This window comes from Bacillus sp. FSL K6-0994 (assembly GCF_038630815.1).
Lineage (GTDB): Bacteria > Bacillota > Bacilli > Bacillales > Bacillaceae > Bacillus > Bacillus safensis.
This window is the reverse complement of sequence record NZ_CP152043.1, coordinates 749,709-771,867: the sequence shown is the minus strand read 5'-3', so window position 1 is coordinate 771,867 and position 22,159 is coordinate 749,709. Positions and strand designations below refer to the sequence as shown.

The following is a 22,159-nucleotide window of genomic DNA, read 5'->3' as shown; positions in this document are numbered from 1 at the left end:
CCGTTATTTATCTGTCTCAATGCTTCTCCATAAATATAAAGAAGCGTAGCTTAAATATGGGGTCCATTCCTTGCTTAGCGCTGCCATCTCTTCTTTTGTCGGTTTTTCAGGCAGGTCGAAGTGCCGTTTGATTGCATTTTGAATGCCGATATCTGCCACCGGAAAAAGATTTGGTCTTCCAAGCCCATTCATGAGCACATTTTGAACCGTCCAAGGGCCGATCCCTCTAATCGGAAGCAATCGCTCTTCCACCTCCAGATCAGATAAATCGTGTAATTCCTCTAAACAAAGTGAGCCGCTCACAATTCGTTTCGATACATCGATGACATATTCTGCTTTTCGCTGACTAAATTGAAGCTTTCTCAAATCATCTGTTTCAAGAGAGGCAATGGTTTCTGGTAAAGGATCAAACCATACACCTTCTATTTGCTCGCCGTACGTATGGACAAATCGTTTCGTGAGCTCGTAAGCAAACGAAAGATTAAGCTGCTGATGAATGATGCATTTCATTAAACAATGATATAAATGAAAATCCAGCATGAGCGGCGTTCCGATATGCTGCTCAAAAATGGGCGCTAGATTGGTTTGAGAAAAATGGTCTTGAATCATGTGTAATTGATGCTCCATGCCAAATATCCGTTTCACCTCAGAAAGAAGGGGTTCCTCTGGGCCGTTTGATCGCACACGGAACATAGGCGCATCTTTTGTTCCAGTAGCTTGAACGATGACCACGTACGGTTTTTGCTCTAATCTGATCGGCACTTTTATTTCTCTTTGACTCAAATCGACTGCTTTTAATGGATCACTTGATAAGCGTCTAAGCACTTGATCGAAATGATACGGCGGCTCTACCGCAAGCTGTTTTTCCCACATACATGTCCTCTTCCTTTCTGCAAACATACGCAGATGTGATTGTTTCATTTTGCATGAATGATTCTCTAGATTGAATACTTTTAAACATAAAGAGTACAAGAATTTATCAGTTATATCTTCCTTATTTGTGGTCATTCTCCTTTTGGATAGATGAAAGTTTTTAGTCGAATTCAGCTAAAATTCGACAGCATCCTGCAACATTTTAGGCTCATTTTCCTTAAATTAGAAATAGAACCTCTGGGTGATATCTTCCATTCCAAAAATATTTGTATAATTATGACATATCAAGGAGGTGAACAAAGAAATTAGCGGATTAGGCAATCATTTGTTTTATCTTGCAGGAACATATTTACCTCATTGATGACCGGCTTCACTTAGTTTCACATTTTACAAAAAAGAAGACCCAAAATTTAAAAACAAAGGAGATCCGACCAATGAAAAAAACAATTCTTTCTGTTGCCCTTGCCACTGCTGTTTCTTCGACACTGCCAGTATTCGCTGACGCTGCTGAGCCAAAAACTTCAGCACCTGTTTCTACTACACTTCAGCAAACTGTCTTAAACAAAGCTGCTGAAGGTAAAGCATCTACAACTGCAGGAAACGTTAATATTAACTTTGATGTACTTGGTATTGCAAATGCATTAATCAATGCTGCAAATGCTAACACAAACCGTGAAGGCTTTGTCAAAGGATTAATGGAGTCTGCTTTCTATGCTGCCGGCGCAAAATACAATGTCATGGTATTTAACTTAAGTCAAGGTTATGAGACTCGTTTCAACGGCGTCAAAACGTTTGCTACTGTGAAATACGGAAGTATTACGTACGGAGTCTGGGTATTTGAAAATGGATCTTTCACAAACAAAGGTGACGGCGGCTACATCAACTGGGCATTTAGAGGCTGGTTCGACCGTAATGGTGGTTTCGTCAACTTCCGTCGCCCTTAATTCTCGGTTTTATCCATCAATCATACACGCACATTGAACCGATCTCAAAAATGAGATCGGCTTTTTTTATGAAGAAAACGTATAAGTTCACCGGCGCTGCTTCATGATATAATGCAAGTCTGGAGGGGTGCACATGCTGAGAAAACTTGCAGTGACAAAAAACGGCGACTTGATTGAACATGCAACATTGCAGCAGCTTTCAAGCCCCGATATCGCCTGGTATTGGATTGATTTTCATGCGCCAACGGAAAAGGAAGCAGCGCTTTTAAAGGAATATTTTCATTTCCATCCACTCGCGATTGAAGATTGTTTTCATTATTTACAGCGGCCCAAGCTTGATTTTTATGAAGGATATTTGTTTTTCGTGCTGCATGCCCTTAATCAAAAAACGCTTCGTTCTGAGGAAGTCGATCTGTTTGTTGGTGAAAACTATATCGTGACCTTTCATTTGAAAGAAGCGCCGTACGTTGAACGTGTGATTCGAAAGCTCAAAGGCTCTGATAAAGCGAGAAACAGCGGACCTGAGCATATTGCCTACATGCTGATTGATGAGCTTGTTGATGATTATTTCCCTATTATTTATCAAATTGAAGACAGGCTGAATGAAATTGAGGATGAAGAAGGGCATAAAACGTATGGCACGCTGATGAACGAAGTATTTGGGATTCGATCCGATTTGCTCAAACTGCGAAGAACGATTATCCCAATGAGGGACCTTTTATATCGTATTGTGAACACGAATATGATGAAAAGCGATCCAAACCGCCATGCTTATTTTAATGATATTTATGATCATCTTTTGAAGTTAACCGAGATCGTTGAGTCAAACCGTGATATGACAGCCGATTTGCGAGACAGCTATCAGACGCTGAATTCCAACCGGATGAATGCGATCATGATGACATTGACCATTGTATCGACCATTTTTATTCCGTTGACCTTTATTGTTGGGGTGTACGGAATGAATTTTGACAACATGCCTGAATTACACTGGAAATATGGCTATTTTGGCGTGCTGATTTTTATGGGCCTCCTCGTCACGGGGATGCTTTTGTGGTTTAAACATAAAGGGTGGTTTAGGATTTTTAAATAATGTTTGACTCTTTTTCACGTCATCACCCTCTTTTGTTTCAGCGTAAAATCAGAGAAGGATAATCAAAAAGCCTGCAGATTTTCTGCAGGCTTCTTTCTATAGCTGAGGCAGATGCCATACTTTTTCAAGCATGAGATCGTCTAGACTTTTAAAGGAATATCCTTGTTTTTTCAGAGCGGTGATGGCATCATCCAGAGCTTCTGCATTGTCTCTTGAGACGGTATGAAGTAAGTAAATGGCACCTGGGTGTGCCTGCTTCATCATTTGATCGTATGCATACTGTTTTCCTTTTTGATGATGGATATGCCAGTCCACAAACGCCACTGACCAAAAAACGGTTTGGTAGCCGAGCTGTTTTGTTTCTTTTAATACCCTTTCACTGAACACACCGCGCGGCGGACGAAGATAGAGGTTATCCTGTTTTCCTGTGATTTTGTACACATCTTCATTGACACGGTCCAGTTCTTCTTTGATTTCTTTTGTACTCTTTGTTGTTAAATCAGGATGGTGATAAGAATGGTTGCCAATGATATGACCTTCCTCTGCCATACGTTTGACAAGCCCCGGCTGGTCCTTTACAAAATGACCTGTCACAAAAAAGGTGCCTGGTACTTGATGTTTTTTCAGCACGTCTAAGATCTTGGGTGTGTACCCATTTTCATAGCCATTGTCGAAGGTAAAATAAATCTCTTTCTTTTTCGTGTTGCCTAAATAGAACGCATCATACTTTTTTAAGAGTGCCGTCAATTCTTTGCCCGCATCCGGCGGCCTGTGCTCTTTACTTTTCGCAAATCCCCAGTTAATGGGCTTATTAGACACGGCTTCCGCTTCTGAGAGAGGCATGGAAACAAAAAGCGCACATAAACAGATCAGCATGAATTTTTTCATTTACGTCACTTCCCGGTTTTTCTTCTATTGTGCAGAATAAGACCGAGACTCATACACCGATTCACCTGCCAATTTAAAGAAAAAAGCCCGCACCGCGCGAGCTATTCTTCCTTCCAATCATTTTTAAACCGTTCATATTTCGCTTCCAGGTCGTCAATCATCTGGATCAGTCTGTCTATATCCTCAACGTCTGTTGATTCTGGATCTAATGAATCAATCACATTCATAAACATATCTAATCGGTTCTTTAAATAATCAACCTGCTGCTCTTTGCTGTCTGCTGCCTTCCCCATCGATACACTCCCTTTAGCATTTGTTTATAGCTTATCTTTTTTTCCTTTGTAAATCAATTGTGTCCCTCTTGCGTATAACCGTGATGAGGCTTAAAATTAACTGTTGGCGGGTCTACGTTTGCCCGAATGAAAAGGAGATAGATACCATGAATCAAAAAACAGCACTTCGTCCGATCACACCTGCATACGACCCTTGGGAAGCCTATCTCGATGTGCAGGATTACGGAGAAATGAAGCTGACTAATATTGAATTTACGACAACAACGCTGTGTAACATGAGATGTGAGCATTGTGCGGTCGGCTATACCTTACAGCCTAAAGACCCGAATGCGCTGCCGATAGATTTACTGCTTCGCCGTTTAGATGAAGTTCCGCTCCTGCGCTCACTTAGTATTACAGGCGGAGAGCCGATGCTTTCTCTTAAATCTGTACGGGAATATGTCGTTCCTTTATTAAAGTATGCCCATGAACGCGGTGTCCGTACACAAATCAATTCAAATTTAACCCTTGATTTGGCGCGATATGAAGAAATTATTCCATACTTAGATGTCCTTCACATTTCACATAACTGGGGCACTGTCGAAGAGTTTGCAACGGTCGGTTTTGCCATGATGGATCGAAAACCAACCTTTGAGCAGCGCGAGAAATTATTTAACCGCATGATTGAAAATAGCCGGGCACTTGTCAAAGCGGGTGTGACCGTATCCGCTGAAACCATGCTGAATAAGCGCACGCTTCCATATATCGAACACATCCACCGGCAAATCGTCGAGGAAATGAAATGCCAGCGCCACGAAGTTCACCCGATGTACCCAAGTGATTTCGCCAGCGCCCTTGAATCATTGACGCTTCCGCAAATGCGGGATGCGATTCATCAGCTGCTTGATATTCGTGATCAAAACACATGGATGCTGTTTGGCACCCTGCCATTTTATTCATGCAGCACAGATGAAGAAGACCAGCGACTCCTCAACCGATTGCGCCAGGAGAAAAATGTCACGGTACGAAATGACCCTGATGGACGTTCACGGTTGAATGTGAATATTTTTGATGGGAATATTATTGTGACAGACTTTGGCGATACTCCGCCGCTTGGAAACATTGCAACTGATACATTGCAATCAGCCTATACACGCTGGATGGACACAAAATTAGCAAAAGAACTGAATTGTCATTGCCCAAGCGTGCAGTGCCTCGGTCCGAATGTTTTAGTGAAAAACAGCTATTATCAAGATGTTGATTTTACTTCTCGTACAGCCAGGGGGTAACCGATAGATGGACGATACATTTCTGACAGTGGTCAAAAACAAATACATTGAAATTCTCCTTGTTGGACTCATTCTTTGGCTTGCTGTCTTTATGATTAACAAAGCCCTTCAAATTTTCTTTAAACGAACTGAGTTTATAGAGGACAAGAAGAAGAAAACGATCGAGAGCTTGGTCAAATCGGTCACGCAATACACCGCTTCGATTTGCTTTGTGCTCTATGTCATTTCTCTGTTCTTTCATGACTTTGGGAAAATTCTTGCGGGTGCTGGTGTTGCTGGGATCGTCATCGGTTTTGGCGCCCAGACGCTGATTCGTGATATTCTAGCAGGCGTTTTTCTTATCTATGAACGTCAGATTCATAAAGGGGATTATGTGACCGTGAATAACCTCTTTAATGGAACCATTGAAGAGATTGGTCTCCGCTCATTGCAAATTAGAGAATGGAGCGGCAAGCTGTTAACCATTTCTAACGGGGATATCCGTCAAATCCAAAACTATAACATGCACTACATGCGGATTACGGAATCTGTGTTAATTAGCGCGAATCAAAACCCAGATATCGCCTTTCAAGCACTTGAAACAGCATGTGACAATTTAAATCAAATGCATCATGATTTTCTTAAAAAAGACGAATTTCAAAACGCCATTGAACCCTTTCAAGTTCATGGAATTATGGGTCTGAATAAGCTGAATCGCGGAATTGAAATCACAGTAAAGGGAATGGTCGAAGACGAAAAATACTTCGACGCCGCCCTCGCTGTGCGAAAAGAAATGATCAAACAACTTCATCAGCATGATGTCAAATTGCTTGAGGATCTCGCTTATCCCCAGCCTGCAAAATAACCTCATATATGATGGGGTTATTTTTTTATTTGTTTTTTGTTAACCAGTTAATTATAATGTTATTTAGTTAATCAGTTAACAAAAGAGAGGATGTATGGAATGACAAAAACAGAAGCAATTTCTTTCATCAAGGAGATGTATCAAGAGGTGTTAACCAAGTTCGATGTAAAAAAGGTGGAGACTTATTTTTCACCTGACTATCAGCAAGTGACCGATGGGAAGGTTTCCACGCTTGATGAATTTAAAAAGCATCTATCCACATTAAAAGAAATGACAACACAGCTTGTGATCCCCACCTTTCATGATGTGTTATTTGATGAAGAAACGCAGCAGGCGTGTTTTCGTTACACGGTACATGTTGAACTCGCAAGCGGAGACGGGGGTTTAATAGATGTCACAGCTCTTTTCACCTTATTAGATGGCAGGATCATTCGATGTGACGAGCTGACTCGGGCTCACGAAAAACATGAAATGCTTGAAACGCTTGGGCACATTTGCTAACAATTTTCTTCACTTCAGCCCTCTGACTTCTATCCTCTTGACTGATTCATGTATAATAGATAGCAGAATGATTTCATGCAGCATGGGGACCCTCATACTGTGTATTTTCTAAGTGAAAGAGAGTGAATAAGATGGGTCGTAAGTGGAACAACATTAAAGAAAAGAAAGCATCAAAGGATGCCAGTACAAGTCGTATTTACGCAAAATTCGGGCGTGAAATCTATGTGGCTGCCAAACAAGGTGAGCCAAACCCAGAATCAAACCAAGCACTTCGTTTTGTCCTAGAACGTGCAAAAACATATAGTGTCCCAAAACATATTGTGGACCGTGCCATTGAAAAAGCCAAAGGCGGTGCGGAAGAGAACTTCGATGAGCTGCGCTACGAAGGATTTGGTCCAAACGGATCAATGGTGATCGTTGACGCCCTCACCAATAACGTAAACCGGACAGCTTCAGATGTTCGAGCAGCATTTGGGAAAAACGGTGGAAACATGGGCGTAAGCGGCTCTGTTGCCTACATGTTTGACGAAACAGCTGTCATCGGTGTCGAAGGGAAAAGCGAAGAAGAAACGCTTGAGCTATTAATGGAAGCAGACGTTGATGTACGTGACATCATGGAAGAAGATGAAACGGTGATTGTGTACGCTGAACCAGATCAATTCCATCAAGTACAAGAAGCATTCAAACAAGCCGGCGTAGAAGAATTCACTGTCGCTGAAATCACAATGCTTCCGCAAAACGAAGTGACATTAGACGATGAATCGAAAGCACAATTTGAAAAGCTGATCGATGTATTAGAAGAGCTTGAAGACGTGCAGCAGGTTTATCATAATGTGGATTTAGGGGAATAAAAAATTTAAGCCATAGTAGTCGTTGAGTTCATTCAACTTCTACTATGGTTTTTTTCTCAAAAAAATGTAATATATGTATAAAGATGTTAATGTCTACAATTTTCAAGGAGATGAGTTTCATCTTTAAAACATGGTGGTTTTCTTATTATGGATTTATGATCATCCCTTATTTTGGCCTATGTCTTATTTTCAACAACTTACCGATATTGACTAAAGTTATCTTCTTTCTTTTTATCATTTGGTATTTATATAACGCCTTTGACTTTTACAAGAATGAACTAAAAAGAAAAAAAGAGAAAACCTCTTAGAAAAAAACAGTCATCTCCTCTTTTGATAAGAGGAGATGACTGTTTTAATTCATCCCTTGAAACCCAAACGTCAAGTGATCCTGAACAGGAATCCAAGCGCCGATTCCTTGTGAGGTCACGTTTTTTACGACGAGTTTTCGTTTATTTCCTTTTAGCACAAGGTACACTTCTCCGTATGTGACCTTACCTTTTTCGTTAATCGCTGGTGCATAGGCATGAAGCGATGCTGCTTTTTTCGGAGAGACGTGGTATGACTGATCTCGTTTTGTTCCTGCACCAATCACGGTGTCAAAAGCGAGGGGCAGCTTTGTTTTTTGAATCGCTTTTTGCATCATCAATGTTTTCACATCTTCTGGGTTCGGCACTTTTGCTGTGAGGCCGCCACTTACTTTCACTTGCTGCTTTTGAACGTATTTTCCAATGGCTGTTTTGTTGCCGCCTCTGTTATCAATGTGGTTCGTATTCACTTTTTTGTATTCCCAGTTGGCGACCGTTTCGTTTGAATCGTAGCTCAGCGCCCATCTTCCGAGGAAAATGGTCGCACGGTATCCAACAGCTAATGGCGTCCCTGAAATGCTGGATTCATTCAGCATTTTAATCAAATGAGTATTCTCAATCGGTACACTTGTTGTTTTGAACAATTCAGCCGTCAGCTCGCTCGGCTGGAGCAGCGGCTGATCCTGTGACGCGTTGGGATACGTATTCTCCTTGGAGATACTGGCGACAGAGGATGGCACTTTAAATGGCTTTGCCGCCTCCGCTGGAAAGCTGTATAGAAAACTTAAGGATAAGAGAACAACAAACATGATGCGGAGCATCTTTTTCATATCATCACTCTTTCTCATTCATTTTTCCATAGTATTTTCCGCAAAGACGTCCCTTATCCACAAAAGATTATAAAAGGAAAAATCCAATCGCCATAATAAAATAGGCAGCGAGTAATGTGGCGCCTTCAAACCAGTTTGTATCCCCGTCATTAGATAAAATGACCGTGAGCAGCACAGAGGATGCCATCGCAATGAGCTCTGGCAAGGAGAAAATGAGCGGCATCTGCTTATCAAAAAATAGCGAGCTAATGACTAGGATTGGCGCGACCATCATGGCAACCTGAAGTGTGGAGCCAAAGGCAATTTCCACTGCTACATCCATTTTGTTTTTATACGCCATGATGACAGCTGAGGCATGTTCTGCGGCATTGCCGACGATGGCCACAATAATGACACCGATAAACAGCTCACTCCAGCCAAACTGTTCTCCTACCGTATCAAAAGTATGAACAAGACGCTCTGAAATGTACGCAACTGCAATCGTCGAAAGCAGCAAAATGACAGTGGCAAACTTTCCAGACCATTCAGGTGTTTCTTCTTCCGTCTCCGCTTCACCTTGCATACTGTCCTGCTTAGCAACATAGACTCCGCGGTGGCTGACCAGTTTGAAATAGAGCGCCGCGACATAAAGCAAAATCATCACAATGCTGATCCCAATGCTTAAAACAAACTGCTTATTCTCTGCCATCTCCATCGAAAACACTTCTGGAATGACAAACGCTACAATGATGGCAAACATGAGCAAGCCTGAATTGTGCCTTGCATCATGGACATTGAACACTTGGCGCTTATATTTTAATCCGCCAACAAAAAAAGACAGCCCCGCCACAAGCAGTAAATTTCCGATGACTGATCCAGTTAATGAAGCAAGTACGATGGCCGTCAGTCCTTGTTTTAAGGCAAAAAACGATATGATTAATTCCACTGCATTTCCGAATGTGGCGTTTAAAAGTCCGCCAATTCTAGGTCCCGCAATGATGGCAAGACTTTCTGTGGCTCTTCCCATAAAACTAGCAAGACCAATAATGGCGATACAATAAACGGTAAACATGATGACCTGCGGGAAATGAAGAAAACTGCCAATCACCGATAGCGGAACACCGATTGCAACAATCACAAGAAATAAACGATTCATACAGCCATTCTCCTTTACATATGTCTGACTGTTATTCTTTCGTGAGTGCCGTCATCGTATACATTTTAGATTCGCGCGTGTGAGAAGGTGATATCAATACTCTCTTTCACGGACTGCACCATAGAGCAGTGCTTCAATGCAAGGGTGATCATTTTATCGATTTGTTCATCAGATGTATTGATGTCTTCAAATAAGATATGTAAATGAATGCAGGAAATGTTGTTTACAGCTCCTGCCCTTGTCGTTTCAGGTGTGATCGTCATCCCTTCATAGGATATTCGCTTTTTACGGCATACATGAATGAGCATTTCTCCAAAGCAGCCTGCAATGGCTGAGGTGAGCAATTGAGATGGGCGGTACCCCAGTTCTTCTGTTCCTGAAATAGGCAGCTGCCTGTCCTCAATAAGTGCGTTCCAATGATCCTTTTCGTATGTCAGCTTCATTCCTTTTCCACCTTTCTATTGAAACCCCTCTGATTCCATTGTACGATGAAAGCATGAACTTGTAAGGAGCATCTTATGTCGAGAATTCACTTTATGATTTTAATTTTACTGGTATCCGTATCTGGTTTTTCACAGGGTGCATTACTTCCTGTCATTTCCATTATCTTTGAACATGCCGGTACTTCTCCTACGTTAAACGGCCTGCATGCCACAGGCTTATATCTCGGTGTGCTGCTTGCGTCTCCTTTTATGGAAGCACCGCTTCGCCGGTTTGGATTTAAGCCGTTAATCGTCATTGGAGGCGCTGCTGTCTTTTTAAGCTTGTTTAGCTTTGTGTTTTTTGAATCTTATGTCGTCTGGTTCTTCCTCCGGCTCATGATCGGGATTGGTGACCATATGCTGCATTTCTCTACACAGACGTGGGTGACCTATGCTTCATCATCAAGAAATCGCGGACGAAATATTTCATTGTATGGATTATCATTTGGACTCGGTTTTGCCGCAGGCCCTTTTTTAACGCCGCTCATTGAGATCAATCCAGCCTTGCCTTTTATTGTTTCTGGTGCCGTTAGTTTATGTATTTGGCTGCTTGTGTTTGTTTTAAAAAATACATATCCAGATACAGGCGAAGTGCAAACGTCAGAGCAGACAAACAGTTTGAAGCGCTTTAAAAAGGCCTTTCAATTTGGCTGGGTCGCCTTTATGATGCCATTTTGCTACGGCTTTTTAGAAACGACGCTTAATAGTAACTTCCCTGTGTATGCACTCAGGAGCGGTGTGACAGTAGATGCAGTTGCGTTTATTTTACCTGCGTTTGCCATTGGGAGCATTGTCTTTCAGCTTCCTCTTGGGATGCTTAGTGACCGGTTTGGCAGGCGCCGCATCATTTTATGTGTGACACTCGCTGGATCATTCTTTTTCCTTTTGGCAGGGATTTTCATTCAATCCGTTTTGGCTGTGGCCATCTGTTTCTTTATCGCTGGAATGGCTGTAGGCTCTACCTTCTCGCTTGGCATCAGTTTTATGACCGACTTATTGCCAAAGCATCTTCTTCCCGCCGGGAATTTAATGTGCGGGATGGCGTTTAGTGCAGGCAGTATTCTCGGGCCGGTACTCGGAGGATTCTTTGTGCAAACGTTTGAAGGAATGAATTTACTTTACCTTGTCAGCATCGTGATATTATTTGTGTTTTGCTGCGTTCGATTTGGGAGAACGCAGGCAGTGCTGGAAAGTCACTAAAATGGGGGATCAATCGTTGTTTACATATCACATCACAAATGAATTGACTTTGGCATCTCTACAATTAGATGATGCGGACTCACTATTTAGCCTTATTCAAAAGAATAAGGCCCATTTAGGGGAGTGGCTGCCTTGGGTTCATCACTGCAAAAGCATAGAAGCGGTCAAAACGTTTATTCAATCAACTCAAACCACTTACGATGAACAAAAAGGGTTGGAAGCTGGCATTCAGCTGAACGAGCAATTAATCGGTGTGTTCCGTCTGACATTTGATCAACAATTAGGCAATATCGGTTATTGGATTGATGAAGACGCGCAGGGACAGGGCATTGTGACAGCCATCGTGAAATATATGACAGATACCTTTGCTCCTAAAGTCGATGGATTTGAAATTTTTTGTCCTGCTGGCCATGTCAGAAGTGAACGTGTAGCGATAAACGCAGGGTTTCAGCATGATCCTCATTACCAGTCAAAACCTGATACAGCTTTTATTCTTAAGCGATATATACGATTGTCGAAATAAAAACTCCCCTGCATCTATGCAGAGGAGTTTTTTCATTTAATGATAACCATTTTGCCCGTTTGCACTGCCGCTTGTTTTGTGCTTTGGCTGATGGCCTTTGTTTTGTTTCGTGTTGCTTCCGCCTTTTTTCGATTGTTTGGACACATGTGATTCCCCCATCCATCAAGATTGAACATGTTCGTTCTTCTTTAGGATGCCCGGATTTCTTCACACCTTGCCTGGTACGATTTTACGCTTATGTAAAAGCGCATTGAGCTCGCCGCCAAGGATGATCATGATGCCGGTTAAATAAAACCAGATCATTAAAATAATGATTCCCCCAATACTTCCGTACATCGCACTGTAATTAGCAAACTCGCCTACGTAAAATGAGAACAGCATGCTCACCAAAATCCATCCAATCGAGGCAAAAATAGCGCCTGGCAGAACAAATTTCAATTTCAATCTAATGTTTGGGGCGAAATAGTACAAGGCTGTAAACACAATCAATAAAATCAGCGGGCTAATGATCCACCTCATGGCCGTCCAAATGGTGAGAAAGGCATCTGACTGCCCGACTAATTCAGCGAGAAATAAGCCAAGTTCTTTTCCAAAGACAGGCAGCATTAAGGCAAAAATAATCGTAAGAACCATTGCTATGGTTAAGATGATGGATGTTAAACGTACGAGAATGAAGGAACGATTTTCCTCAACTTCGTAAGCATGGTTAAATGCTCTGACGACGGCATTAATCCCGTTAGATGCAGACCAAAGGGCGGCAATAATCCCGAATGACAGCAATCCGCCGTTACGGCTGTTCAGTGTCTCTTCGGCAATGGATTCAATCATCGAAAGCGCTCCTTCTGGCGCATAACCAGAGATGACGCTTAGGACATCCTTCGACGTCAGCGGCAAATATCCAACGAGCGTCAGCACGAAGATGAGAAACGGAAATAATGAAAGCAAAAAGAAGTAAGCAAGCTCAGCAGATTTTGCCGGTCCTTCATGCAGCAAAAAGCGTTCAATTAACGCTTTAATAAAACCCATACGCCTCATCTCCAATGATCAATCTTTCTATTTCGATCGAAAGTGATCCTTTGTTTCTTCAATAATCTCTAATACTTTTGGGGTTGTTTCCTTTAACTGATTGACTTGTTCATTTAAAAATGACAAATCATCTGAGACTGTTCGCATCAGCTGCTTCGTTTCTTCCATTTTTTCTTTCATGCAAGCAGAAATTCTGGCTGGCTCCTGACGGTATTCCGCCAGCTTTTCCTGACAGTCATCCCATTTGTCTTTAAGCGCGATTCTCGTTGGCCGATGAAATAATGTCAGCAGTGCGCCGCAAGCTGCTCCTATCACAGCTCCTCGAAGCATGATTTGATTTTTTTCTTCCATCTCGTCTGATCTCCTTTCAGTTAAAGGTGTTTCTCTTTTTTTACATACGTCAAAAAACGATCAATTCCTTTTTCAATTAAATCATGTACTTCCTCAAAGTTTCCAGTGTAATAAGGGTCTGGCACATCATCTCGATCGTCGTCTTCAACAAAGTCAAGAAGACGGCCAATAAAGTGATGTTTCCCATAGCCGGCTATACTGCGAAGTGCCCCAACATTTTCAGCATCCATCGCAATGATATAGTCGTATGCTGTGATGTCCTCATCTATGATTTGTCTTGCGGACATTCCTTCATAGCTGATCCCTTTTTCATCAAGCAGCTTTCGTGTTCCTTCATGCGGAGGGCTGCCTTGATGCCAGCCGCCAATGCCTGCTGAATCAATGACAAAGTGCTCGCTTAGCCCCTCATCTTCTACTCGTTTTCTAAACATGGCCTCCGCCATCGGTGATCTGCAAATATTGCCAAGACATACGAATAATACATGAATCATTCTTCATTCTCCTCCTATCTTTTCCCTAAGAACTGCTTTCGGAAACCTTTTCTCTATCATATCAAGCCCTTTTTCTTTTGAAAACTTTGCAAGAAAAACTCCCATCGGCATTGACACATTATACAAAAAAAGGTGACACTTTAGGAGAAATAAACAAATAAAGGGGGATACATATGGGATGGGTAGAACAGATTGTCAGCAGTATCAATGATGTATTATGGGGACCGCCGCTTTTGTTTTTGATCGTGGGGACAGGGATTTACCTTACCTTTCGCGTGCTCTTCATTCAAATTAGGCTGCTCCCCTATTCGCTTAAGCTGGCATTTTCAAAGCAAGATAAGACATCAGAAGGTGATATTTCTCACTTCCAAGCATTAATGACAGCCCTTGCTGCAACGGTTGGAACGGGAAATATTGTAGGGGTCGCCTCTGCTGTCATTGCCGGCGGACCAGGCGCTGTGTTTTGGATGTGGTTTGCAGCGTTCTTTGGAATGGCGACAAAATATGCTGAAGCTGTTCTCGCAGTGAAATACCGTGTCAAAAATGAAAAAGGGGAAATGTCCGGCGGGCCGATGTACTATTTGGAGCATGGCTTGAAGCAAAAATGGCTAGGGGTGCTGTTTGCTATTTTTGGCGCTACGGCTGCCTTTGGGATTGGGAATCTCGTGCAGTCAAATTCGATTTCTGGTGTCATGAATTCAACCTTTCAAATTCCAACATGGATCACCGGCATTATTATTACGGCCTTTACTGCCCTCGTGATTTTAGGCGGTATTAAAAGCATTGGCCGTGTGACGGCTATTTTTGTACCGGTCATGGCTTTATTCTACGTCATTTGCGGACTGATCATTCTTGTCATGAATGCGGATCTTGTCCCAAGTGCCGTCGGGCTCATTTTTACGGATGCATTTACAGGTCAAGCCGTTGCAGGCGGTGCAATCGGTACCGTAATCCGCTGGGGTGTGGCGAGAGGGGTATTTTCCAATGAAGCGGGTCTTGGTTCTGCACCAATCGCTGCAGCTGCTGCCAAAACAGATATGCCTGCTCGTCAAGCGCTTGTGTCAATGACGCAAGTCTTTATTGATACGATGATTGTTTGTTCCATTACAGGGATCACAATTGTCATGGCCGATATGTACGTCACAGAAAAAAGTGATGCACTCACCTCGTTATCCTTTGCTCATTTCCTTGGTCCAATCGGCTCAATCATTGTTGCAATCGGCTTACTTTTATTCGCCTATTCCACCATTATTGGCTGGTCCTATTATGGCGAAAAATGCTTTACATATTTGGTGAAAGATTCATATGTGATGTATTATCGTGTTGTGTTTGTTATTGCTGTCTTTTTCGGTGCCGTGTTTAAGAATGATTTCGTCTGGGGCGTGGCGGATATGCTAAACGGACTGATGGCTGTTCCTAACTTGATCGGCCTCATCGGTTTATCTGGGGTTGTCGTGTTTGAATCTAAACGAATCATTGATAAGATCAAGCAGGAGAAAAAGGAGAAAAACATCTCGGTGTCGTCTTAATAGCCCTTTTATTCTTTTGCATTTCTGTTAAAATAGACATATTATTCAACACATATGCAGGAAAGGACGTGCCGCCCTTGTCAGAGCAAAAAGCGGCTGAAGTCAATCAGCTGATTGAAGACATTTCGCAAAAGTTAAATATGCTGAACATTGGAGTCATCAAAGCCGAGGACTTCAGTCCAGACAAGTACGAAGATATTGAATTTCTACACCAAATGGTGATGAAAAAATCTTCATTCAGCCCAAGTGAAATGCAAGCCATCGCAAGCGAGCTAAAAAACTTAAGAAAATAATCGTGCAAAGGAAACTGGATTGCGGTTTACGCCGCTTTCTTCCATCCATGCGCAGAAAAAGCCAGCACCCCGCAAGGTGCTGGCTTTGTTTATCCTGTCAAAACTGCTTATTTTGCGAGCAGTTTTAATGATTCACGGTTAAATGCTGGAATGTCATCAGGTGTACGGCTTGTCACAAGCTGATCCTGACAAACGACAACTTCTTCATCTTGGAATTTTGCGCCTGCGTTTTCCATATCTACTTGAATGGATGTATAGCCAGTCGCGCCTCTGCCTTCCAGCGTCTTCGCTGTAATGAGCAATTGCGGTCCGTGACAGATCGCAAATACTGGTTTTTTCTCGTCCATAAATGCTCTTGTGAATTGGACATAGCGATCATCTGCACGCAGAATGTCTGGGGAGAACCCGCCAGGAATCAGAAGTGCATCGAAGTCTTCAGGCTTCACGTTATCAATGGACGCATCCACTCTCACTTCTGCTTCTCCTTGCTTCCCTTTCACTGTTTTTCCTTTTTCGTTTTCAATCACTGTGACCTCATGGCCTGCATCTTTAAAGGCTTTTGCAGGCTCGGTGAATTCAACATCCTCAAAGTAATCTGTTAATACAACTGCAATTTTCTTACCCATGTAGAAACCCTCCTGCTTGATTATCGTTACATTACACACTATACCCGGGTACATTGAAATCAAACATCCTATCCCGATCAGAAAACCCCTTATGATGAAAATAAGCATTTAGACTTATTTATATTCCCTCAACAAGGTAATTCGTATGATTTATGTTATCTTTACAATAATCTGCAAAAAATAACTACAAAAGTTAACGAAACATTTCTACAATAGGTATTGTGGTCAAAAAAATTAGAAAGGCGGAGATCAGGTGAAGAAGCAAGCACATAGGTCTAAACGAAGGAAAAACCTGTCTATTCTGCTCACTTCCATTATGATGATTAGTCTCATTCTCCCAGCAGTACCTACTCATGCAGCAATAGAAAACGGCGATGCCGTAAAAGTCAGCATCTTAGCCACAACGGATGTACATGCCAACATGATGAATTACGATTATTACAGCGACAAAGAAACAAATGAATTTGGTTTGGCAAAAACAGCCGAGCTGATAGAAAAGCACCGTTCACAAAATCCTAATACACTCCTTGTTGATAACGGAGACCTGATTCAAGGAACCCCTCTTGGAGAATACGTTTACAAAAATGAGAAAGACCGCATCATTAATCAAACAAAGGTTCACCCCATTATTCATACACTCAACAAACTAAAGTACGATGCAGGAACACTTGGCAATCATGAATTTAACTACGGATTATCATTTCTTGATGGTACCATTGCCGGCGCTAACTTCCCGATTGTCAATGCGAACGTCAAAAAATTAAATGGAGAACACCGTTTTACGCCTTATGTGATCCAAGATAAAACCTTTAAAGATGCAAACGGAGCTTCACAAACTGTAAAAGTCGGTTACATAGGATTCGTTCCACCGCAAATTATGACGTGGGATAAGAAACATTTAGATGGACAAGTTCAAGTGCAGGATATCGTCGAATCTGCCAATGAAACCATTCCTGAAATGAAGGAAAAAGGGGCAGATATCATCGTCGCTCTTGCCCATACAGGAATTGAAAAAACCGCTTCGCCTAAAGGGTCAGAAAATATGATCTTTGATCTTGCCACGAAAACAAAAGGCATCAATGCGATCGTGTCCGGCCACCAGCACGGCACATTCCCAAGCGCTGAATATAGCGGCGTCGACAAATTCGATGTCTCAAAAGGAACGATCAACGGCATTCCAGTCGTCATGTCAAAAAACTGGGGAAGCTACCTCGGAGTCATTGATTTAACATTAGAGCCTGACGGCAGCAAATGGAAGGTCACAGACGGAACAGGAAAGATTGAACCTGTTGCAGGAGTCACTTCTCAAAACAGCACTGTGAAAGATGCCATTCAAACAACGCATCAAAACACACTTGATTATGTGAGAAAACCTGTCGGTAAAACAGAAGCAGACATTAACAGCTTTTTTGCTCAAGTGATGGATGACCCCTCTATTCAAATTGTGACAGATGCACAAAAATGGTATGCACAAGAAAAAATGAAGGATACCGCGTACAAAAACTTACCGATTTTATCTGCAGGCGCCCCGTTTAAAGCCGGCGGTCGAAACGGTGTGAATTATTATACGAATATCGCAAAAGGTGATTTAGCGATTAAAAATATCGGCGATCTCTACCTTTACGATAACACCGTGCAGATTGTTAAACTCAAAGGCAGTGAAGTCAAAGACTGGCTCGAGATGTCTGCCGGACAGTTTAATCAAATCAAACCAAACGATTCAAATGAACAGCCTATTTTAAACGAAGAATACCGCTCGTATAACTTTGATGTGATCGATGGTATCACCTATCAAGTCGATGTGACGCAGCCTGCTAAGTACAGCACAACAGGCACCCTTGTCAATGCAAATGCAAACCGCATCAAAAACCTGTCCTACAACGGGAAACCAGTCTCTGACAATCAAGAATTTTTAGTCGTGACGAACAACTATCGAGCTTCTGGCGGCGGAGGCTTCCCGCATCTGACGCAAGATAAAGTGGTGCTTGCCTCAGCTGATGAGAACCGCCAAGTACTGATGGATTATATTATCGAACAAAAAACCATCAACCCAAGTGCGGATCAAAACTGGTCCATTGCACCAATCAAAGGAGCAACAGTCACATTCGAATCTTCTCTTTTAGCTAAGCCGTTTGCTGAAAAATCAAGCAGCGTAGACTTTGTTCGTAACGCCAGCACAGATGGTCTTGGCGTGTACAAGCTCGCCTTTAAAGAGGATGGCACAACAGAACCGCCTTCATCAGACAACTGGAATTTAACGGTGATGCATACAAACGATACACATGCCCACCTTGATGATGCGGCAAGACGTGCAACAAAGATTAAAGAAGTTCGAGCAGAAAGCAAAAACAACATTTTATTAGATGCTGGAGACGTCTTCTCTGGTGACCTATATTTCACAAAATGGCAAGGACTTGCCGACCTAAAACTAATGAACTTAATGAAATATGATGCCATGACGTTTGGTAATCATGAATTTGACAAAGGTCCTTCTGTTCTTCGTCAATTCCTGACGGGTGATGCTTCAGATGTAGATGCGAAAAACCGTCACCAATTTGAAAAGCCTGCATTCCCAATTGTGTCATCAAACGTTGATGTCTCTAAGGAAAAACAATTGAGCGGCTTAGTGAAAAAGCCAGCGACATTTAAAGCTGGTGAGAAAAAAGAAGCTGGGATATACCCATACATCCTGCTTGATGTAAACGGTGAAAAGGTGGCTGTATTCGGCTTAACCACTGAAGACACGGCCATTACATCCAGCAGCGGTCCCAACATTCAATTCAAGGATGCATACAAGAAAGCAAAAGAAACAGTTAACACGATTCAAACAGAAGAAAAAATCAACAAAATCATTGCTTTAACACACATTGGCTATAACCGTGACCTTGAGCTTGCTCAAAAAGTAGATGGTATTGATTTAATCATTGGCGGTCACACGCACACCCTTGTTGAAAAATTAAAGGTCGTCAATAAGAAAGAACCAACGATTGTCGCACAGGTAAAAGACTACGGACAATTTTTAGGAAAAGTAGACGTGGCCTTTAATCAAAAAGGAGTCGTACAGCCAAAGGAATCTTCTTTTGATCTCATCACCATCGATGACTCTGTCAAAGAAGATGCTGATGCAAAAGCGATCCTCGATCAGTACAAGGCAGATATTCAAGATTTAAAAACGGAAAAAGTCGGGTCTGCTGATGTCCTCTTAGATGGACAACGCGAGCATGTCCGTGCAAAGGAAACGAACCTTGGGAACTTTATTGCTGACGGCATGCTGAAGAAAGCGCAAGAATCTGCTGGTGCTGATCTTGCCATCACAAACGGCGGCGGAATTCGAGGCAGCATTGAAAAAGGAGATATCACTTTAGGTGACATTTTAACGGTCATGCCATTCGGAAACACACTCTATGTCGCAGATCTAAAAGGCAGCCAAATTAAGAAAGCACTCGAACAAGGGCTTTCAGGCATTGAGGAAGGCGGCGGCGCATTCCCTCATGTAGCCGGCATTGAATATACGTTTACACTGAGTAAACCAGCTGGCAGCAGACTCATTGATGTCAAACTGAAAGACGAAAACGGCAAACTATCAGACATTGATGATAAGAAAACATACCGCGTGGCGACAAACGCATTTGTCGGCACAGGCGGAGATGGCTACAGTGTCTTTACAGAAGCCTCTCACGGCGAAGACTTAGGCTATGTTGACTATGAAATCTTCAAAGAGCAAATTGAACAGGCAGACGGCGGGCATATTTCTCCTGTCATCGATCACAGGGTGAAAGAAGTCTTCCTTCCGCGTGCGAAAGGAAAAGGCACCTATGACATTCAAGATGATGAGAAATTCCAAACGTATGTGCAGCATACAAACAAAGCATTGCTCTATTTAGACAAAGCGAGCGAAGCGAAAAACGTTCAATTGTCCCTATCAAAAGCGCAGGTAGCCGAGCTGAAGAAAAGAGAGCAAGATCCAAACGTCACCATCTATCATGACAAAGTGGGACTCGCATTACCGCTCTCTAACTTGTCCGAGAAAAGCGCAGATATATGGATGACAAAGACGGATAAGGTGAAAAATGCATTAACGGATACGTATGATTTCCAAATCAAACAAGATCAGAAAAAGGTTTCTACCTTTAAAGATTCTGTCACACTATCCTTTACATTAGATGAGCCTCAAAAGGCGAAGAAACCTGGTGTATATTATGTAGACCGCAAGAAAAACCGTTATGCAAAAACAAGTAACGGATCGTTCGAAAATGGTGTCGTATCAGGTCAAACTGAACACTTCAGCGAATATACCGTACTCAACCAAAGCGGGGCAGCTGGAACAACGCCAGATCAAACTGGCGGAGACGGCGGTACATCAGCGCCAGGCGGAGGTACAGGTACAGATCCAAACCAAGATGGAACCGGACTCCCAGGCGGCACACTCCCGAATACAGCAACAATGATGTATACAGCTGTATTGATTGGCGTACTCATGCTTGCCTCAGGCGGTATCCTATATTACTACCAGCGCAAGCGTACAAGAAAAAATGTATCATCCTAAAAGAAAAGGACAGAGCCTATGCTCTGTCTTTTCTCATCTCAATCTTGGGATAAATAAATCCAATTGCGTTTATCAAATTGTTTCACCTCATTTGATCCTATATGACGCAGCATTCTATTGAAGAATGTGATGTCATCTTCATCATCGACGGCATATAAATCCTCTTGAACATAATCTCTTATAATAAAATTCGTTAAGTTTGTATTATTCACAAAGTCTGCAAAATAATCTTCTACAAGAGTTAAATCCTCTTCACTTAATTTTTCATCATTGATAATGGAAATATGAAAAACATTCAAATACGCTTGTATATCTTCTTCATCCATATAACATAAAGGTTCCAGCTTTCTGTCTTCTGCCGTAAACGGTTTTCGCGTATCTTCAATGATGACATAACATAAAATCTGCTGATCTTTCATCACACTGAATATTTCTAAATCTCTTAATTTTAATGGTCTATTTACTCTCATCATCTTTCCTCCAGAAAGTAGTGATCTATTCGTCATCTACTTTTCCCATAACCTGAAAAGGACAGAGCCTAGGCTCTGTCCGTTCTTTCTCTTCTAGCAAAATCGACGAATCTGAAGCGGTCTAATCGGTGACGGCTTTCTGTGTATTGAAATAGACTCGTATCCTCTAAGAACACATAATTTTTTACCACAACGACATGGTCAAATCCCTTCAAATCAAGGTACTTGGCGTCCTCTTCTGTACATGGCTCTACCACAAATTCTTTTTGAGCATAGCTGATCGATACACCGAGTTCTCCCTCAATATACTCGTAGATTGATCCTTCGCATATGTCTTTAGACAATACTTCGACATGCTTTTGCAAAAAGTAGTCCTTGTCTAAAATCACCTCTTCACCGCTAATATTGCGAGATCGAATGACTTTCCAGACGTCTGTCTGTTCATCAATTTTCAGCTGAGACTGAATATACTGATCCGGTTTGATTAAACCAAATTCATGAACTGTTGTGACCGTCTTTCGGCCAAGCGTTTGGGAAAGCTCTTTAAAGCTGACAAGACCTGAAACAGGAAACTGCATTTTCTCCCGATTCAGCAATACAGAACCTTTCCCGCGGATTTTTTGAATATAGCCATTTTGCACCAGAATATTTAATGCCTTTCTCACCGTCTCCCGGGACGTGTCGTACATGATAGAAAGTTCATGCTCTGATGGGAGGATGCCTTTATCCTGCCATTCACCTTGCTCAATTCGTCTTGCGAGCTGATCATAAATCACTCGAAACTTATTCTCTTTCAT

The 22,159-nt window shown here is 42.2% G+C and carries 23 protein-coding genes; 11 read left to right on the top strand and 12 right to left on the bottom strand.

What is annotated here, in order from left to right:
• Window positions 1-3 precede the first annotated feature (3 nt).
• Entirely contained in the window at window positions 4-873 is an 870-nt protein-coding gene (locus tag MHB69_RS03850) for a DNA-3-methyladenine glycosylase (RefSeq protein ID WP_061110570.1), read from the bottom strand.
• Between the two features lie 434 nt (window positions 874-1,307).
• On the opposite strand from MHB69_RS03850, the gene MHB69_RS03845 reads away from it, so the two are divergent.
• Together MHB69_RS03845 and corA are read left to right on the top strand one after the other, a co-directional pair.
• On the top strand, window positions 1,308-1,817 hold the full coding sequence (locus tag MHB69_RS03845; protein WP_024425256.1) for a hypothetical protein: 510 nt from the start codon (window positions 1,308-1,310) through the stop codon (window positions 1,815-1,817).
• Between the two features lie 133 nt (window positions 1,818-1,950).
• Window positions 1,951-2,910, top strand: a complete 960-nt coding sequence (corA, locus tag MHB69_RS03840) for a magnesium/cobalt transporter CorA (protein ID WP_024425843.1) — start codon at window positions 1,951-1,953, stop codon at window positions 2,908-2,910.
• 96 nt (window positions 2,911-3,006) lie between these two features.
• Here corA and pdaA read toward each other — a convergent pair whose 3' ends face one another.
• Both pdaA and MHB69_RS03830 read right to left on the bottom strand, forming a co-directional pair.
• Window positions 3,007-3,798, bottom strand: a complete 792-nt coding sequence (gene pdaA, locus MHB69_RS03835; protein WP_024425844.1) for a delta-lactam-biosynthetic de-N-acetylase — start codon at window positions 3,796-3,798, stop codon at window positions 3,007-3,009.
• Window positions 3,799-3,899: 101 nt separating this feature from the next.
• Window positions 3,900-4,091 (bottom strand): SE1561 family protein, encoded by a 192-nt coding sequence (locus tag MHB69_RS03830; RefSeq protein WP_012009274.1) that lies wholly within the window; start codon window positions 4,089-4,091, stop codon window positions 3,900-3,902.
• Window positions 4,092-4,237: 146 nt separating this feature from the next.
• Here MHB69_RS03830 and yfkAB point away from each other — a divergent pair, with 146 nt between their 5' ends.
• The 4 genes from yfkAB to MHB69_RS03810 all read left to right on the top strand — a co-directional run bounded on the left by yfkAB (window position 4,238) and on the right by MHB69_RS03810 (window position 7,555).
• Window positions 4,238-5,359: a radical SAM/CxCxxxxC motif protein YfkAB gene (gene yfkAB, locus MHB69_RS03825; RefSeq protein ID WP_046314269.1), complete on the top strand. Its 1,122-nt coding sequence runs from the start codon at window positions 4,238-4,240 to the stop codon at window positions 5,357-5,359.
• Window positions 5,360-5,366: 7 nt separating this feature from the next.
• Window positions 5,367-6,203 (top strand): mechanosensitive ion channel domain-containing protein, encoded by an 837-nt coding sequence (locus MHB69_RS03820; protein ID WP_024425846.1) that lies wholly within the window; start codon window positions 5,367-5,369, stop codon window positions 6,201-6,203.
• A 99-nt stretch (window positions 6,204-6,302) separates the two neighbouring features.
• Window positions 6,303-6,704 carry a nuclear transport factor 2 family protein gene (locus MHB69_RS03815; RefSeq protein ID WP_034283705.1) on the top strand — a complete coding sequence of 134 codons (402 nt, stop codon included), beginning with the start codon at window positions 6,303-6,305 and terminating at the stop codon, window positions 6,702-6,704.
• A gap of 131 nt (window positions 6,705-6,835) precedes the next feature.
• Window positions 6,836-7,555, top strand: a complete 720-nt coding sequence (locus tag MHB69_RS03810; protein WP_024425262.1) for a YebC/PmpR family DNA-binding transcriptional regulator — start codon at window positions 6,836-6,838, stop codon at window positions 7,553-7,555.
• 352 nt (window positions 7,556-7,907) lie between these two features.
• Here the strand turns inward: MHB69_RS03810 and MHB69_RS03805 are convergent, their stop codons facing one another.
• From MHB69_RS03805 to MHB69_RS03795, 3 genes are all read right to left on the bottom strand, one after another.
• Entirely contained in the window at window positions 7,908-8,669 is a 762-nt protein-coding gene (locus MHB69_RS03805) for a YfkD famly protein (RefSeq protein WP_223255680.1), read from the bottom strand.
• A gap of 88 nt (window positions 8,670-8,757) precedes the next feature.
• Complete coding sequence (gene cax, locus MHB69_RS03800) at window positions 8,758-9,825, bottom strand: calcium/proton exchanger (RefSeq protein ID WP_034283700.1); 1,068 nt, start codon at window positions 9,823-9,825, stop codon at window positions 8,758-8,760.
• 65 nt (window positions 9,826-9,890) lie between these two features.
• Complete coding sequence (locus tag MHB69_RS03795; protein WP_046314262.1) at window positions 9,891-10,268, bottom strand: OsmC family protein; 378 nt, start codon at window positions 10,266-10,268, stop codon at window positions 9,891-9,893.
• Window positions 10,269-10,343: 75 nt separating this feature from the next.
• Here MHB69_RS03795 and MHB69_RS03790 point away from each other — a divergent pair, with 75 nt between their 5' ends.
• Entirely contained in the window at window positions 10,344-11,507 is a 1,164-nt protein-coding gene (locus MHB69_RS03790) for an MFS transporter (protein WP_046314260.1), read from the top strand.
• 16 nt (window positions 11,508-11,523) lie between these two features.
• Window positions 11,524-12,030 (top strand): GNAT family N-acetyltransferase, encoded by a 507-nt coding sequence (locus tag MHB69_RS03785; protein WP_120208611.1) that lies wholly within the window; start codon window positions 11,524-11,526, stop codon window positions 12,028-12,030.
• Window positions 12,031-12,237: 207 nt separating this feature from the next.
• Here MHB69_RS03785 and MHB69_RS03780 read toward each other — a convergent pair whose 3' ends face one another.
• Genes MHB69_RS03780 through MHB69_RS03770 form a run of 3 tightly spaced genes read right to left on the bottom strand, consistent with a single transcriptional unit; the run spans window position 12,238 to window position 13,898 of the window.
• Window positions 12,238-13,056, bottom strand: a complete 819-nt coding sequence (locus tag MHB69_RS03780; RefSeq protein WP_024425272.1) for a YhjD/YihY/BrkB family envelope integrity protein — start codon at window positions 13,054-13,056, stop codon at window positions 12,238-12,240.
• A gap of 27 nt (window positions 13,057-13,083) precedes the next feature.
• Window positions 13,084-13,407 carry a YtxH domain-containing protein gene (locus MHB69_RS03775; protein WP_041106306.1) on the bottom strand — a complete coding sequence of 108 codons (324 nt, stop codon included), beginning with the start codon at window positions 13,405-13,407 and terminating at the stop codon, window positions 13,084-13,086.
• A 20-nt stretch (window positions 13,408-13,427) separates the two neighbouring features.
• On the bottom strand, window positions 13,428-13,898 hold the full coding sequence (locus MHB69_RS03770) for a low molecular weight protein-tyrosine-phosphatase (RefSeq protein WP_024425273.1): 471 nt from the start codon (window positions 13,896-13,898) through the stop codon (window positions 13,428-13,430).
• Between the two features lie 173 nt (window positions 13,899-14,071).
• On the opposite strand from MHB69_RS03770, the gene MHB69_RS03765 reads away from it, so the two are divergent.
• A complete protein-coding gene (locus MHB69_RS03765; RefSeq protein ID WP_041116190.1) occupies window positions 14,072-15,427 on the top strand; it encodes a sodium:alanine symporter family protein in 1,356 nt (451 codons plus the stop codon).
• Between the two features lie 77 nt (window positions 15,428-15,504).
• Window positions 15,505-15,720, top strand: a complete 216-nt coding sequence (locus MHB69_RS03760; RefSeq protein WP_003214000.1) for a DUF1128 domain-containing protein — start codon at window positions 15,505-15,507, stop codon at window positions 15,718-15,720.
• A gap of 107 nt (window positions 15,721-15,827) precedes the next feature.
• Here MHB69_RS03760 and MHB69_RS03755 read toward each other — a convergent pair whose 3' ends face one another.
• On the bottom strand, window positions 15,828-16,346 hold the full coding sequence (locus MHB69_RS03755; protein ID WP_041116188.1) for a type 1 glutamine amidotransferase domain-containing protein: 519 nt from the start codon (window positions 16,344-16,346) through the stop codon (window positions 15,828-15,830).
• Between the two features lie 253 nt (window positions 16,347-16,599).
• Between MHB69_RS03755 and MHB69_RS03750 the strand changes: the two genes are divergently transcribed.
• On the top strand, window positions 16,600-20,892 hold the full coding sequence (locus MHB69_RS03750) for a multifunctional 2',3'-cyclic-nucleotide 2'-phosphodiesterase/3'-nucleotidase/5'-nucleotidase (protein ID WP_342496021.1): 4,293 nt from the start codon (window positions 16,600-16,602) through the stop codon (window positions 20,890-20,892).
• 38 nt (window positions 20,893-20,930) lie between these two features.
• Here MHB69_RS03750 and MHB69_RS03745 read toward each other — a convergent pair whose 3' ends face one another.
• Window positions 20,931-21,365 (bottom strand): terpene synthase, encoded by a 435-nt coding sequence (locus MHB69_RS03745; RefSeq protein WP_342496020.1) that lies wholly within the window; start codon window positions 21,363-21,365, stop codon window positions 20,931-20,933.
• 65 nt (window positions 21,366-21,430) lie between these two features.
• Window positions 21,431-22,159, bottom strand: coding sequence for a trehalose operon repressor (gene treR, locus MHB69_RS03740; RefSeq protein WP_061110564.1), 729 nt, complete (start codon window positions 22,157-22,159; stop codon window positions 21,431-21,433).